The sequence below is a fragment of the Wohlfahrtiimonas larvae genome (assembly GCF_002006755.1).
GTDB classification, from domain to species: Bacteria; Pseudomonadota; Gammaproteobacteria; order Cardiobacteriales; family Wohlfahrtiimonadaceae; genus Wohlfahrtiimonas; species Wohlfahrtiimonas larvae.
In genome coordinates, this window is the sequence record NZ_MVDO01000177.1 from 1 (window position 1) to 13,821 (window position 13,821).

Sequence of the window (13,821 nt, forward strand, 5' to 3'; positions counted from 1 at the left end):
ATCCTGAAAACGTAAAAGCCATGGTGGATGCAGTCCGTGAACTTAGTCCTGCCTATCATTAACAACAATAAGAGAGCGCCCATGCAATACGAAGATAAACATTGGAGTGATGATGTTGAGATCTTCTCTTCGGGTGCAATCATTGTGCGTTTAGAAAATAAAAGCTTTCGGTATTTATTACTGAAAGCTTATAATTTCTGGGATTTTCCTAAGGGTCAAGTTGAATTGGGTGAAAGTGCATTAGAAGCAACCATCAGAGAAGTGCAAGAAGAAACAACAATCACTGATTTAAATTTTCGATGGGGATTTGATTTTTACCAAACACCTGCTTACTTTAAAGGTAAGAAAATCGCACGTTATCATCTTGCAGAAACTCAAAGATATGAAATCTCTTTACCCATCAACCCTGAACTAGGCCATCCCGAACACAATGATTGGATATGGGCAACCCGCGCGCAAGCACTGAAATTGGTTACACCAAGAGTTAGAGAAGCTATCTATTGGTCTGATCTTTTCTTAGCCCATGACCCGAGAATAATATAAGGTAGTTTGATCATTCATAACTCAAAATTTATTTTATTAGTCATATAGTATATAGTAAGGACACATGCGCTATATTGATGAATTGGAGAACACTGATGGCAGCACCACTAACTAAAATTTTATGTATTGATGATGACCAAGATATCCTCAGCATCATTGAGTTTTCTCTCTCAGAAGTTGGAGGCTTTGAAGTATTAGCCTGTAACTCTGGCGCTGAAGCGTTAGAAAAAGTAGATGGCTTCGCACCACAAATGTTCTTAATTGATGTGATGATGCCTGGCATGAGCGGACCTGAAGTTTTAGCTGAATTGCACAAGCAACCACAATATGCTTCAACGCCAGCAATTTTTTTAACAGCTAATGCAAATTTTGCAGCATATTCAGAAGCAAAACCCCCTAAATTATTGGGTGTTTTAACTAAACCTTTTGACCCAATGCAGTTACCAGAACGCATTCAAAAACTTTGGGACGAGTTCATGTAATATGCTCAATCAAACAATTTTAAAAGTACTGCACGATGCAGGGCAATATTTTCATACATATTCAGGCAGTACTTTTGTTGTTTTATTAGATCAAGTTTCAAAAGCACAAACTAGCAGTATCGCTAAAGACATTGCACTACTTTGTGCTTTGAATATCAAAATCATCCTTATCGCACCTTCTCATCCCATCGGACAACCTTTCGTTATACGATCAGATGAAGAATTAGAACAACTGCTAGTTAAAACTCAAGTCACACAACGTAAAGCTGAAGTATTACTGAACCAAGCTTTCTATCAATACCAAATTAATTCTGCCATTGTTTCTAGCAGTGCTGTGACAACCAAACCTTATGGCATTCATAATGGTATTGATTATGGTTATTTTGGCAAAGCTAGAAACATCAAAAAAGAGCTTCTGAATCATATCTTGGAAAGCGCGTCTTGCTTAATCATTCCTACTTTTGGTTTCGCCCCTACTGGCGAAACATTCATCATGGATGGTTTAGAAATGGCAGAAAAAATTGCCAGCAGTTTACAATGCCAAAAACTCATGATTTTAACAGAGCATGACAAGTTGCCACGAGAAATGAATGCTACGCAAGCAAAAGTGCTCAGCCAAGATGACAACCTCCCTATCCATATCCGCTCTCTGATTAAAAATAGTATTCCTGCCATTGAACATGGTGTAGAGCGTATACATTTACTGAATAAAGCCACAGAAGGTGAATTAATCATTGAGCTACTCACTCGAGATGGTATCGGCTCAATGATCACGAATGAGCCTTATGATGAAATCAAACCCGCTGAACTGACAGACATTCAAGCATTGAAAGCATTAATGCAGCCATTAGAAGATGATGGCACATTGAAGAAACGCAGTATTCAAGAGTTAGAAAAAGATATACATAATTTCTACTTAATGTTCCGCGACAATTCGCTCATTGGCGCTGTTGCATATTATCCATACCCTGAAGAAAAGACCGCTGAACTTGCCTCCCTCATTGTGCACCCTGATTATCGTAAAGGTAAAAAAGCCAATCAGTTGATGCAATTTGTAGAACATAAAGCACATGAAAATGGCTTTGATTCAATTTTTCTACTAACAACTCAAACTGCACATTGGTTTATGGGCAATGGCTTTAAAGAAGCAAAAATCAGTGATTTGCCGAAAGATAAATTAGCTGTTTATGATTACACACGAAACTCTAAAGTCTTCTTCAAGCATATTGTGTAAACTACTCATTTCAAGTAAACTTTAATTTTGAAAATTAAGTTTACTAAATTATGATTAAGTCACAAAAATATCTGAAAATAATCGCATTAATCATTAGTTTAATTACTTTTCTAAGCCTTTTTGCTCAATTATCCATTACGATTGGTACGATTCCAATTACAGGACAGACCCTAGCTATCGGCATCATTGCATCCATTTTCTCATGCAGAATTGGATTAGCTACTGTCTTAGGATATTTATGCTTAGGAGCCTTAGGCTTGCCAATTTTTGCCAACCAAAAAAGTGGCTTCGATGCAATTTTAGGTGCCACTGGTGGCTTTCTTGTAGGTTTTGTTTTTTACGTCATCACTGTGCGCGCATGTCTAAGTTTCTCTAAAAAACTTATTACATTTATCATTGCCAATGTACTAGCAACCATCGTCACACTCATTTTTGGCAGTGCATGGCTCTATATCAGTAAAGATCTCGCTATGATGAAAGTGATCAATATTGCGATGATACCATTCATTATACCCGGCATTATCAAATCAACATTATCCGCAATTATTGGTTACAGTACGATGTCATATTTAAGACGCTCGAACAAATAGCGATAAATTTGATTCTTTAGTTTTCATCTCACGATGAAGCACAAATCCGTCTAATTGAATCGTAGGTATTTGGATAGATCGCTCTATCACTAAATATTTCACACTCTGATAAATCGGCATTGTATTAATCAACTCAACAGATTGCGTTAATAATTCAGGCATACCAAAAGGTGGATCTAAAAACATTAGCGTAAACTCTTCTGTATTCGTAGACAAGTAATGAATGGCATCACTATTCATTAACTGAAAGCGATCTTTCTCTTTACAGATATTCTCGACATTCTTACGCAATACTTGAAAAGCCTCACGATCCCTTTCATTGAAAGCCACTGCTTTTGCACCGCGAGATAATGCTTCTAACCCCAATGCACCACTACCTGCAAATAGATCCAAGCAACACGCACCATATAAAAAAGGTTGTAACCAATTAAACAATGTTTCGCGCATGCGGTTGCCCGTTGGGCGTAATCCATCGCGATCAACAACTTCCAATAAACGCGAGCGATAATCACCCGCAATGATTCTAACAGTATGCTTTTGTTGTTTTGCCATTATTTTGCCAATGTTCTTTGTTTGTTTGCTTCAATCCATTCATAAGTAGCATCATTCAACTCTTGAACACCTTTACCTTCACTTTCAATGAAATCTCCAATCGTGATTTCCACAGTGCCTTTATTCTTTAAAAGTTGCCCTCTTGGCCACGCTAATCCAGAATTCACACTGATTGGCAAAATAGGTGCTTTTAATTTAGATGCAACTAAAAATGCTCCATTCTTAAAAGGAACAGAATCATGTGGTGATACACGTGTACCTTCAGGAAAAATAATTACAGAAACATTATCGGATAAGCGAGCCTTTGTGTTTGCAATCATCATTTTCAAAGCTTCACGCCCCTCAGAGCGATCAATCGCTATTGGATTTAAACGACGCAACCCCTGCCCAAACAAAGGAATCTTTAATAATTCTTGCTTTAGGACAAAACAATAAATTGGAAAAATAACAGGATATAAAAAAGTTTCAAATGTTGACTGGTGGTTAGAAATAATTATGGCTGGTCGCTCTTTTAATAAAGCAATTTTCTCGATACCTTTCACACGATACTTTACACCAGTGATCACTTTTAACAACCACAATGCCAAACCACACCATAGCTTTACAATAGGATAGTAGCGACGCTCTGGCACACAATATGAAAAAAGTATCATAAAGGGTATAAATATTATTGCAATCAATACCAAGGCAATGAAAAAGATGAGTGAACGAATCCATTGAATCATACTAACGATCCTTTAAATAAGGAAGGAGCTTGATGCTCCTTCTTAATCTTGAAAACTTTAAATTGAAACATCTTGCAATAATGACAGGTCTGCTATCGCTTTGAAATATTGACGAATACGGTTCAATAAATGCAAACGATTTTCGCGCACAGCCAAATCATCACACATCACCATTGTATCTGTGAAGAATTGATCTAATGGGCCTGCCAAGGTTGATAAATGCGATAATGTTTCCACATAGTTATGCTCAGCTGTAGATTTTTCCAACGCTGGTGCAATTTCTGTGATCGCCTTGAACAATACTTTTTCAGCATCTTCATTCAATAAATCAGCATTCACAGCCATTGCTGCTTGATCCTTCAAGTTTTTCTCTAAAATATTAGAAATACGCTTGTTAGATTGAATCAAACTATGTGCCGCTTCAGTTTTTCTGAATTCAGTGATGGCATTCAAACGACGCAAGATATCCAATGGATTATTCAATTCCAATGCAGAAATGGATTCAAATGTATCGTGTGCAATGCCTAACTCAGCAGTATAAGCTTTCATTCTTTCTAAAATATAATTCAATACCTTAGCTTCAACTTCTGGCTTTTGTAATTCTGCTGGCAAGTTCAAGTAAGCAACATTGATTAAATCTTTCAAATCTAAATCAACATTCTGCTCAACAGAAATACGTAAAATACCTAGCGCTGCACGACGCAAGCTGTACGGATCACGCGAACCTGTTGGGATTTGGCCAATCGAGAAAATACCTACAATTGTATCCAAACGCTCTGCGATTGCTAATGCTTGAGCCTCTTTAGTTTCAGGTAAGCGATCACCTGCAAATTTTGGCCAATAAACTTGTTCCAATGAATGAGCAATACGAGCATCCAAACCTTGTTCAAGCGCATAGTAACGCCCCATAATGCCTTGCAATTCTGGGAATTCTTGCACCATGTTACTCAATAAATCTGATTTGTATAATTCGGAAGCGCATGCAACCACATCCACATCAGCACCGATTGATTTTGCAATCACAGTACTTAACGCACCTACACGATCAGTTTTATCTTTTTGTGAACCTAATTGTGTTTGGAAAATTGTTGTTGCTAAACGTGGCAAATAATCTGCCAAAGGAATTTTCTTATCTGAATTCCAGAAGAAATCTGCATCACTGAAACGAGGACGAATCACACGCTCATTACCGCTGATTACCTCTTGTGGGTTTTCACTTTCAATATTGCTCACAAAGCAGAAATAACGTGTTAAATTGCCGTCGTTATCCACGATTGGGAAATATTTTTGGTTATCTTGCATCGTAGAAATCAATGCTTCTTGTGGTACATCTAAGAAATGTTCTTCAAACTGCCCAACTAATACAACTGGCAATTCCACCAATGCAGTGACTTCATCTAATAATGAAGGTTCCATGATCGCTTTACCATATTGCACTGTCGCTTTATTCACTTGTTCAACAATGCTTGCTTTACGTTTTTCAAAGCTTGGCACAACCTTGCCTTCTGTTTCTAATAATGTTTCATACTGAGTTGGTGTGGTGATTGTCAAAGTACCTTCTGTATGAAAACGATGACCACGCGTTGTGCGATCAGATTTCACACCCATGATTTCCGTATCAATCACATCGTTACCGTACAATAATACGATCCAACGCACAGGGCGAACAAATTCAAATTCATGAGATTCCCAACGCATTCTTTTAGCGATGGGTAATTTATTCAATGCATTCACTAGCATCGCAGGCACTAAATCTGCTGTCTTTTGACCAACAATCTTCTCTTCAAAGGCAAACCATTCACCTTTATCCGTTGCCACTTTGATCAATTGATCCACTTCAACACCACAACCACGCGCAAAGCCTAAGAGCGCTTTAGTTGGCTCACCATCCTTGAAACCCGCAATAACAGCAGGACCACGTTTTTCATTCACGTAATCTGATTGCTCACCTGCTAAATTCTTAATCAACAAACCAAAACGACGAGGTGATGCAAACACTTCAACGCCTTCAAATGCTAATTTTGCTTGTTTCAATTCTGCTTCGATTAATCCTTTGAAATCATTCGACAATGTATTCAAGAATTTTGGTGGAAGCTCTTCTGTACCAATTTCAATTAATAAGTCTGCTGTGCTCATTCAATTTCGTCCATAAAAGAAAAAACTATAATCCTTTAAGATTATAGTTTTTTAGTTGATTCGGTCAAAGTTTTAACCAATTTTTTCAATTGCTTTCTCTAAACGAGCAAGCGTTCTATCTTTGCCAACTAGGATTAATGTTTCATCCAAGTTCGGAGACGCAGCTCTACCCACAATCGCTGTGCGAAGTGGCATGCCAATCTGACCCATTTTAATGTTCAATGTTTTTGTGAGGTCTTTCATTGCAGCTTTTAACGGTGCAGATGACCAATCATCTATGCCTGCAAATACATCACGCAATGCAATCAAAGTTGGCTTTGATACCGCGGTTAAATGATGTTCTACAGATTCTTCATCGTATGTTAATTCTTCAACATAGAGGTATTGAATCATCGCTGCCAATTCAACCATTGTTTGACAACGTGCAACGTGTGCTTTTGCAGCAGCTTCTAAATAAGCCATATCTGTGATTTCAATGCCAATTGCTTGCATATATGGCACTAATAATGCTGCCAATTCAGCAGGATCTTTTTGCACCATGTAATGTTGGTTCAACCACAATAATTTGCTTGTGTTGAATGCACTTGCTGCTTTGTTGACATCTTTCAGATCAAACAATTCAATCATTTCAGCCCAAGAGAAAATCTCTTGATCGCCATGTGACCAACCTAAACGAATTAAGTAGTTCAATACTGCTTCTGGTAAATAACCTTCATCACGATACTGAGTGACACTCACAGCGCCATGGCGCTTTGATAATTTCTGGCCATCATCACCCAAAATCATCGCAACGTGCGCATAAGCTGGCACTGGCGCATTCAATGCTTTTAAAATGTTAATTTGTCTTGGCGTGTTGTTGATATGATCATCACCACGCACAACGTGCGTAATGCCCATATCCATATCATCAATCACAACGCAGAAGTTGTAAGTTGGCGTGCCATCTGGTCGAGCAATGATCAAATCATCCAATTCTGTATTTTGGAATGTGATTGTGCCATGCACTAAATCATCAAAGCTTGTTACGCCTGTTTCAGGATTACGGAAACGTACAACAGGTTGAACACCTTCAGGAATCGCAGGCAATGTTTTACCTTCTTCTGGGCGCCACATACCATTATAACGAGGCTTTTCCTTATTAGCTTCTGCCAAATCACGCATTTTTTGTAATTCTTCTTGTGTGCAATAGCAGTAATAAGCAGTACCTGCTTCTAGCATTTCAGCGATCACTTCTTTATAGCGATCAAAACGCTTTGTTTGATAGAAAGGGCCTTCATTGAAGTGTAAGCCTAACCAATCCAAACCATCAATGATTGCTTCTACAGCTTCTGGAGTAGAACGCTCTAAATCTGTATCTTCAATTCTTAATACTGTCTCGCCTTTATTGTGCAATGCATATAAACAAGAATAAAGGGCTGTTCTTGCACCACCAATGTGCAGAAACCCTGTAGGAGAAGGGGCAAATCGCGTTCTAACTTTCATACTCATCTTTATCTCAAATAATTAAAATGTAACCTTAGGCGCTTCACGTTGTATATCACTAATTTCATACAATGCACCCGGTTTAAAACTAAACATTCCTCCGATCATATTATTCGGAAAAACCTGTAAGTAGTTATTATACTCCGTTGCATCAATATTGTAAGTTTGACGATGTGCAGCGATCAAATTCTCAGTTGTTGCTAATTCTTGATGCAATGATTGCATTTGTTCATTCGCCTTTAAATCAGGATAAGATTCCACCACTGCCATCAAACGACCAAGCGCACTATTTAGCACTCCTTCACTTTTCGAGGCAGTATTCATTAAAGCGGCATTACCTAAATCAGATTTAGCAGCATCCAAATTGCCTTTTGCTTGATTACGCGCTGAGATCACTGCCTCCAATGTTTCACGCTCATGTTCCATATATTTCTTAGCAACTTCCACTAAATTCGGGATTAAATCAAAACGACGCATCAGTGCTGTATCAACCTGTGCAAAAGAATTTTGGCATTGATTACGCTTTCTTACCAAACCATTGTATACAGAAATCATCATAATAATTAAGGCAATGACAACAACAATCACAATCATCCAAATAACCACAGACACTGCTGATATTCCTAGAAATTCTGCCACATTTGCCATCATATTAATTCTCCATCTTTCTTAATATTATTATTTCTGTATGTAACTAATTTTTATGATCGTTTCAACTGTTTAGCTATCCACAAACCTACTTCAAATAAAATAATTGTCATCCCCGCAAAAGCTACTTGAGACAATACATCAGGCGGCGTCACAACAGCAGCGACAATGAATGCCCCAATGATAATATAAGGACGTTTAGAACTAATTTTATCGACAGTTATAACATTCATTAAAACCAATAGAATAATTGCAACAGGAACTTCAAATGCAACGCCAAAGATAAAAAATAATCTTAGAATAACTGATAAATATTGACTGATGTCTGTTGCCATTTCTACACCATCTGGCGTTGTGCCCACCAAAAATTTAAACATCAGTGGCATCACGGCAAAATATGCAAACATCATGCCTAAATAGAACAATAAAATACTTGAAAACACCATCGGAAAAACTAAACGTCTCTCTTTTTGGTATAAACCTGGTGCAATGAATAACCAAATTTGATAAATCACCCAAGGGACCGCCGCAAAAAATGATAACCATAAAGTTAGTTTAATGGGTACCAAAAATGTTGATGTTACTTCTGTTGCTATTAATTTACTACCTGCAGGCAAGGCCTGAATTAAAGGCATTGCAACAAATGTATAAATATCATTTCGGAACCAAATCAGCCCAAAAAATATTACCACAACGCCCAAAAGAGCTTTAAGTATACAACTCCTAAGCTCCATGAGATGCTGAATTAAAGATTGCTGAGCGCTCTCTTCTTTATTTACGTTTGATTCTGTCGTCATAATTATGATGTGCGATTAAATAAAATTTCTTGAACCACTCTTGAACCAGAAACACCAATCAAGAGAACAACGAATGCAATCAATGCATATTTAGCAGCAGGTTTCCCACGTAAACCTTTAAAGTGATGCAGTGCTAGCAATGTAACAAAAATAATTAACGATACAATGGATAAAATAGAACGATGAATAAATTGTTTATCAAACCAATTATCAATAAAAGACACTGCCGTTAACAAACTTAAAGTCAATAAAACAGCACCGATTGCCATTAATTGAAATAACCATTTCTCCATAACCATCAAAGGTGGAAGATGTGCCAAAAAGTATCCAGATTGGCTTTTTAAATAACTGTGGCGTAAAACAATTATAGCAGCCTGCACACCAACAACCATCAATACAGCATACGCAATAATGGATAAAATAATATGCAAACTTAAAATCGGTCGTGTGCTATTAAGGGTTAATTGTGAATCATAACTCTCTGATACAACCAATGAAATAATGGCCAAAACAAACAAAACCATAGAAATATCTGGATGCCTACGAATATTTGGCAAAATAATCATCAGTGTCGCAAGTATCGTCAATGAAAATGCATTAGATGCACCAATATTGATGCCAACATCACTGACCAATGCTTGGCTTAATATCCATGCGTGCAAAATGACAGCCGTCCATGCAAAAAAAGTACCAACTTTGATACAGTTTCTGGAGAGCTTTCCTTTAACAAAACAAAAGATTCCTAATATCGCTATTAGGTAACATGTAATGTTTACTATGAAAGGTAGAGTATTCATAATTTTACTGGGATCAACATTGTTGAAGAATGACTTTAAAGGAATGCCTAATTAAAGTAAACTAGGCGACTATCTAGACTATAATACACTAATTTAATACATTTCTGAGGCATTATGTTTGAAAATTTAAGTGATCGTTTACGCCAAACGATGAAATCGCTCCGCGGACAAGCAAGACTAACCGAAGATAATATCAAAGATGCTCTGCGCGAAGTTAGAATGGCGCTTTTAGAAGCAGACGTAGCATTACCGGTTGTTAAGAGTTTTATTGAGCGAGTTAAAGAGCGCGCTGTTGGCCGCGAAGTTATGTCAAGTCTTAATCCTGGTCAAGTCTTAGTGAAAGTAGTTCATGAAGAATTGATCGCGGTGATGGGTGCTGAAAATGCAGAACTAAACTTAAGAGCCCAACCACCAGCAGTCATTTTGATGGCAGGCTTACAAGGTGCAGGCAAAACAACAACAACAGGTAAATTAGCAGCTTTCTTACAAGAAAAACAAAATAAGAAAGTTATGGTAGTAAGTGCAGACGTTTATCGCCCTGCCGCTATTGAGCAGTTGAAAACAGTTGCAGGTAAAGTGGGTGCAGAATGGATTCCATCTGACCCTTCAGAAAAACCTGTAGATATCGTAATTCGCGCAAAAGATTGGGCGAAAAAAAGTGGTGCCGACGTTTTAATTGTGGATACGGCAGGCCGTTTACATATTGATGATGTATTGATGGATGAAATCAAAAGCATTCATACTGCAGTTGACCCCATCGAAACATTATTCGTTGTTGATAGTATGACAGGCCAAGATGCTGTCAATACTGCAAAAGCATTTGATGAAGCTTTACCCTTAACAGGTGTCGTATTGACAAAAGTAGATGGTGATGCGCGTGGTGGTGCGGCATTATCTGTTCGTCAAATCACTGGTAAACCAATCAAATTTATTGGTATGGGTGAAAAGCTGAATGCATTAGATCCATTCTACCCAGATCGCATGGCTTCTCGCATCTTGGATATGGGTGATGTTTTATCCTTGGTTGAAGAAATTCAATCTAAAGTGGATCAAGATAAAGCTGCTGAATTAACAGAAAAATTCAAAAAAAATCAACAATTTGATTTAGATGATTTCAAAACACAAATGGAACAGATGTTAAATATGGGCGGCATCAATACATTCTTAGATAAACTACCTGGTATGGGTGATATTTCTCAGAAAGTTAAAGATAAAGCTGATGATTCTGTATTCCAGAAAAAAATTGCTATCATTAACTCAATGACTTTAAAAGAACGTAAAGATTATAAACTGCTAAAAGCCCCTCGTCGTATGCGTATTGCAAAAGGTTCTGGCGTTGATATTCAAGATGTTCACCGCTTAGTGAAAGAATTCGAGCAAATGCAACGTATGATGAAAGAGCTCAAAAAAGGTGGCATCGGCAAAGTCATGAGATCTTTCCAAGGTATGAAAAAATTCATGCCGAAGTAATCGCAAGCATAATCACAAGGAATAAATTGCAAATGAGTGACTTTAATCATAACAATAATAATGACAACGCTTTAAATCAACAGCTTTACTCTGTGCTAGAGAAAACGCTACAAGCTGGCGTGATTGAACAGCGCAGAAAACGGCGCTGGGGAATTTTCTTTAAATTACTTTTTGCTCTTTATTTCCTTATCATCATTGGCATGTTTGCAGCAACACCTGTTCTCAATGAACAAAGAAAATTTATGGATAGCGACGGCAATCCTTTGAATGAATATACAGCTGTAATTCGTATTGAAGGTGAAATAGCAGCAACTACCGATGCAAGTGCAGATAAAATTACGACTGCCCTACGCAAAGCATTTAAAGATCCTAAAGCAAAAGCAATCGTATTACGCATCAATTCAGGTGGTGGTTCACCAGTACAAAGCGCATATGTATATGATGAAATTAATCGCTTAAAGAAAATTCACAATAAGAAAATCTATGCGGTGATCATGGATATTGGCGCATCTGGCGCATACTACATTGCTTCTGCCGCTGATGAAATTTATGCTGATCAAGCAAGCTTAGTAGGATCCATTGGTGTCACAGCTGCATCATTTGGTTTTGTGGGCACCCTTGAAAAATTAGGCATTGAACGTCGTTTATATACTTCCGGCGAACATAAAGCATTCTTAGATCCATTTTCTCCACAAAATGTAAATGAAAATGAGTTTTGGAAAGATGTCTTAAATACAGTACATGTTCAATTCATTAATGCTGTGAAAAAAGGCCGTGGCGATCGTTTACAAGATAAACCAGAATTATTCAGCGGATTAATTTGGAGTGGCGAACAAGCATTACCACTAGGTTTAATTGATGGCTTAGCATCTACAGGCAGCTTAGCACGCGATGTTATTAAAGCACCTGATTTGGTTGACTTTACTGTACAAGAAGATGGCTTTACTCGCTTCATGAAAAAACTAGGTTCTGAAACAATTCAACGTTTCTTTTACACATCATCTGAGATACAATTGAGATAATTATTATATAATCATTAAGCTAAACAATAATTTTCAAAGCTTCATATACTACACTTAGCAATACCCTTAATCACTGAGTATCACTGAAGGTTTGAAAGTTAATGAACATAAAAGGCATAAAAAAATGACGGCACAAGATATATTCATGCGCTGTATGCAAAAAAAAGATGGTGAGATCATCGCCAAAAAACTAGCAAAACTATATGTTCTAATACACCTAAAACTAGATTACCAAGGCTATATAACACAAGAACAAGATAGTATTTTTCTAGAACTTGCACAGCGTTTTACCACCCATATAGAATCAGACTTAACTAAGACAGTAGGACACCATGCTGCGATCCTATCTGCCTTATTCTTATCAGACGATGAGTCAGAAATAATCTGATCGCTCACGCGTTATTACTATGCCAACAGAATCTGCAAATGCAATGGCCTCAGGCTTATTTAATTCTAACGTTACTTTTTCTGTACGATAAGTTGTCAATATATGCTGAGCAATGGATTCTGCTAGCGTCTCCACCAATTGAAACGATGATGTCTCAATTAATTTTTTTACACTATTTGAAATTTTCTCATAATCCAATGCATCTAAAATATTTTCTGTTGAAGCGGGCTTTTTATTATCAAAAGCCATTTCTAACGTAATGATAACAGGTTGTTTTTGAACCCGTTCAAAATCATAAATACCAATAATAGCATCGGCAGTTAAATTGCGAATAAATACTTTATCCATAATAATGAATGATATCCTAATAACGAGCTTGTGGGTATGAACCCAAAATTTTCAATAGCGATGCACGATTGTGAATTTCGCTGAGAGCTTTTTGCACCCTAACATCATCTTGATGCCCCATAATATCGATATAGAAGCAATATCCCCACATTGTATGTGGTGCTGGGCGTGACTCAATTCTCGACATTGTTACATTGTGCGCTGACAATGGTTCAATCAATTGATTCAATAAACCAGGACGATCATTTGCTGAAACCATAAATGTTGTTTTATCATCGCCACTTGGCGCAATTTTCTTATTACCAATCACTAAAAATCGAGTTGTATTGGATGTATCATCTTCGATATATTTTGCCAAAATAGGGATTTGATAAAATTGCGCAGCCTCTTCACTCGCCAATGCAGCCGAATCTTCTGGTGACTGCTGTGATTGCATTAAAGCATCTACATTAGAATGACAAGCTATTTGCTCTGCATGAGGTAAATGTTTATCTAACCATCCTCTGCATTGTGCTAAAGACTGAGGATGAGCAAATACTTTTTTCACTGACTTCACATCAGCTGCACCAGAAATTAAGTTTTGATGAATACGTAACGTTGTTTCACC

At 37.4% G+C, this 13,821-nt stretch carries 16 protein-coding genes; 7 read left to right on the plus strand and 9 right to left on the minus strand.

The window, feature by feature from the left end:
- Window positions 1–81 precede the first annotated feature (81 nt).
- From BZK14_RS09790 to BZK14_RS09805, 4 genes are all read left to right on the plus strand, one after another.
- The gene (locus tag BZK14_RS09790; RefSeq protein WP_077926319.1) at window positions 82–543 is read left to right on the plus strand and encodes an NUDIX domain-containing protein; all 462 of its coding nucleotides are present in this window, start codon (window positions 82–84) and stop codon (window positions 541–543) included.
- Between the two features lie 95 nt (window positions 544–638).
- A complete protein-coding gene (locus BZK14_RS09795) occupies window positions 639–1,025 on the plus strand; it encodes a response regulator (RefSeq protein ID WP_077926320.1) in 387 nt (128 codons plus the stop codon).
- Window position 1,026: 1 nt separating this feature from the next.
- Window positions 1,027–2,259 (plus strand): amino-acid N-acetyltransferase, encoded by a 1,233-nt coding sequence (gene argA, locus BZK14_RS09800; protein WP_245831289.1) that lies wholly within the window; start codon window positions 1,027–1,029, stop codon window positions 2,257–2,259.
- 50 nt (window positions 2,260–2,309) lie between these two features.
- Window positions 2,310–2,849, plus strand: a complete 540-nt coding sequence (locus BZK14_RS09805; protein WP_077926321.1) for a biotin transporter BioY — start codon at window positions 2,310–2,312, stop codon at window positions 2,847–2,849.
- Here BZK14_RS09805 and rsmD read toward each other — a convergent pair.
- The 7 genes from rsmD to BZK14_RS09835 form a co-directional block, all read right to left on the minus strand.
- A complete protein-coding gene (gene rsmD / locus BZK14_RS09810) occupies window positions 2,829–3,401 on the minus strand; it encodes a 16S rRNA (guanine(966)-N(2))-methyltransferase RsmD (protein WP_077926322.1) in 573 nt (190 codons plus the stop codon). The two genes, BZK14_RS09805 and rsmD, sit on opposite strands and share 21 nt — an antisense overlap.
- Window positions 3,401–4,126, minus strand: coding sequence for a lysophospholipid acyltransferase family protein (locus BZK14_RS09815; protein WP_077926323.1), 726 nt, complete (start codon window positions 4,124–4,126; stop codon window positions 3,401–3,403). The genes rsmD and BZK14_RS09815 overlap by 1 nt, the downstream gene beginning before the upstream one ends.
- A gap of 57 nt (window positions 4,127–4,183) precedes the next feature.
- Window positions 4,184–6,262 carry a glycine--tRNA ligase subunit beta gene (gene glyS / locus BZK14_RS09820; RefSeq protein ID WP_077926324.1) on the minus strand — a complete coding sequence of 693 codons (2,079 nt, stop codon included), beginning with the start codon at window positions 6,260–6,262 and terminating at the stop codon, window positions 4,184–4,186.
- 72 nt (window positions 6,263–6,334) lie between these two features.
- The gene (gene gltX, locus BZK14_RS09825) at window positions 6,335–7,744 is read right to left on the minus strand and encodes a glutamate--tRNA ligase (protein ID WP_143691436.1); all 1,410 of its coding nucleotides are present in this window, start codon (window positions 7,742–7,744) and stop codon (window positions 6,335–6,337) included.
- 21 nt (window positions 7,745–7,765) lie between these two features.
- A complete protein-coding gene (locus BZK14_RS13100) occupies window positions 7,766–8,395 on the minus strand; it encodes a LemA family protein (protein ID WP_245831291.1) in 630 nt (209 codons plus the stop codon).
- Between the two features lie 50 nt (window positions 8,396–8,445).
- On the minus strand, window positions 8,446–9,189 hold the full coding sequence (tatC, locus tag BZK14_RS09830) for a twin-arginine translocase subunit TatC (protein WP_077926325.1): 744 nt from the start codon (window positions 9,187–9,189) through the stop codon (window positions 8,446–8,448).
- Window positions 9,190–9,191: 2 nt separating this feature from the next.
- A complete protein-coding gene (locus tag BZK14_RS09835) occupies window positions 9,192–9,851 on the minus strand; it encodes a cytochrome C assembly family protein (RefSeq protein WP_245831293.1) in 660 nt (219 codons plus the stop codon).
- A gap of 249 nt (window positions 9,852–10,100) precedes the next feature.
- On the opposite strand from BZK14_RS09835, the gene ffh reads away from it, so the two are divergent.
- The 3 genes from ffh to BZK14_RS09850 all read left to right on the plus strand — a co-directional run bounded on the left by ffh (window position 10,101) and on the right by BZK14_RS09850 (window position 12,866).
- Window positions 10,101–11,456: a signal recognition particle protein gene (ffh, locus tag BZK14_RS09840; RefSeq protein ID WP_077926327.1), complete on the plus strand. Its 1,356-nt coding sequence runs from the start codon at window positions 10,101–10,103 to the stop codon at window positions 11,454–11,456.
- Window positions 11,457–11,488: 32 nt separating this feature from the next.
- Window positions 11,489–12,478, plus strand: coding sequence for a S49 family peptidase (locus tag BZK14_RS09845; RefSeq protein ID WP_077926328.1), 990 nt, complete (start codon window positions 11,489–11,491; stop codon window positions 12,476–12,478).
- 124 nt (window positions 12,479–12,602) lie between these two features.
- Window positions 12,603–12,866 (plus strand): hypothetical protein, encoded by a 264-nt coding sequence (locus tag BZK14_RS09850; protein ID WP_245831295.1) that lies wholly within the window; start codon window positions 12,603–12,605, stop codon window positions 12,864–12,866.
- Here the strand turns inward: BZK14_RS09850 and folB are convergent.
- A complete protein-coding gene (gene folB / locus BZK14_RS09855; protein WP_077926329.1) occupies window positions 12,852–13,214 on the minus strand; it encodes a dihydroneopterin aldolase in 363 nt (120 codons plus the stop codon). The two genes, BZK14_RS09850 and folB, sit on opposite strands and share 15 nt — an antisense overlap.
- 16 nt (window positions 13,215–13,230) lie before the next feature.
- A partial coding sequence (locus BZK14_RS09860) for a prephenate dehydratase (protein WP_143691437.1) occupies window positions 13,231–13,821 on the minus strand: 591 nt, incomplete at its 5' end.

Coding starts and splice junctions, on each gene's coding strand:
- BZK14_RS09790 (WP_077926319.1), top strand. CDS start 82: ATGCAATACGAAGATAAACATTGGAGTGATGATGTTGAGATCTTCTCT.
- tatC (WP_077926325.1), bottom strand. CDS start 9,189: ATGACGACAGAATCAAACGTAAATAAAGAAGAGAGCGCTCAGCAATCT.
- gltX (WP_143691436.1), bottom strand. CDS start 7,744: ATGAAAGTTAGAACGCGATTTGCCCCTTCTCCTACAGGGTTTCTGCAC.
- rsmD (WP_077926322.1), bottom strand. CDS start 3,401: ATGGCAAAACAACAAAAGCATACTGTTAGAATCATTGCGGGTGATTAT.
- BZK14_RS09815 (WP_077926323.1), bottom strand. CDS start 4,126: ATGATTCAATGGATTCGTTCACTCATCTTTTTCATTGCCTTGGTATTG.
- glyS (WP_077926324.1), bottom strand. CDS start 6,262: ATGAGCACAGCAGACTTATTAATTGAAATTGGTACAGAAGAGCTTCCA.
- folB (WP_077926329.1), bottom strand. CDS start 13,214: ATGGATAAAGTATTTATTCGCAATTTAACTGCCGATGCTATTATTGGT.
- BZK14_RS13100 (WP_245831291.1), bottom strand. CDS start 8,395: ATGATGGCAAATGTGGCAGAATTTCTAGGAATATCAGCAGTGTCTGTG.
- argA (WP_245831289.1), top strand. CDS start 1,027: ATGCTCAATCAAACAATTTTAAAAGTACTGCACGATGCAGGGCAATAT.
- BZK14_RS09845 (WP_077926328.1), top strand. CDS start 11,489: ATGAGTGACTTTAATCATAACAATAATAATGACAACGCTTTAAATCAA.
- ffh (WP_077926327.1), top strand. CDS start 10,101: ATGTTTGAAAATTTAAGTGATCGTTTACGCCAAACGATGAAATCGCTC.
- BZK14_RS09795 (WP_077926320.1), top strand. CDS start 639: ATGGCAGCACCACTAACTAAAATTTTATGTATTGATGATGACCAAGAT.
- BZK14_RS09805 (WP_077926321.1), top strand. CDS start 2,310: ATGATTAAGTCACAAAAATATCTGAAAATAATCGCATTAATCATTAGT.
- BZK14_RS09850 (WP_245831295.1), top strand. CDS start 12,603: ATGACGGCACAAGATATATTCATGCGCTGTATGCAAAAAAAAGATGGT.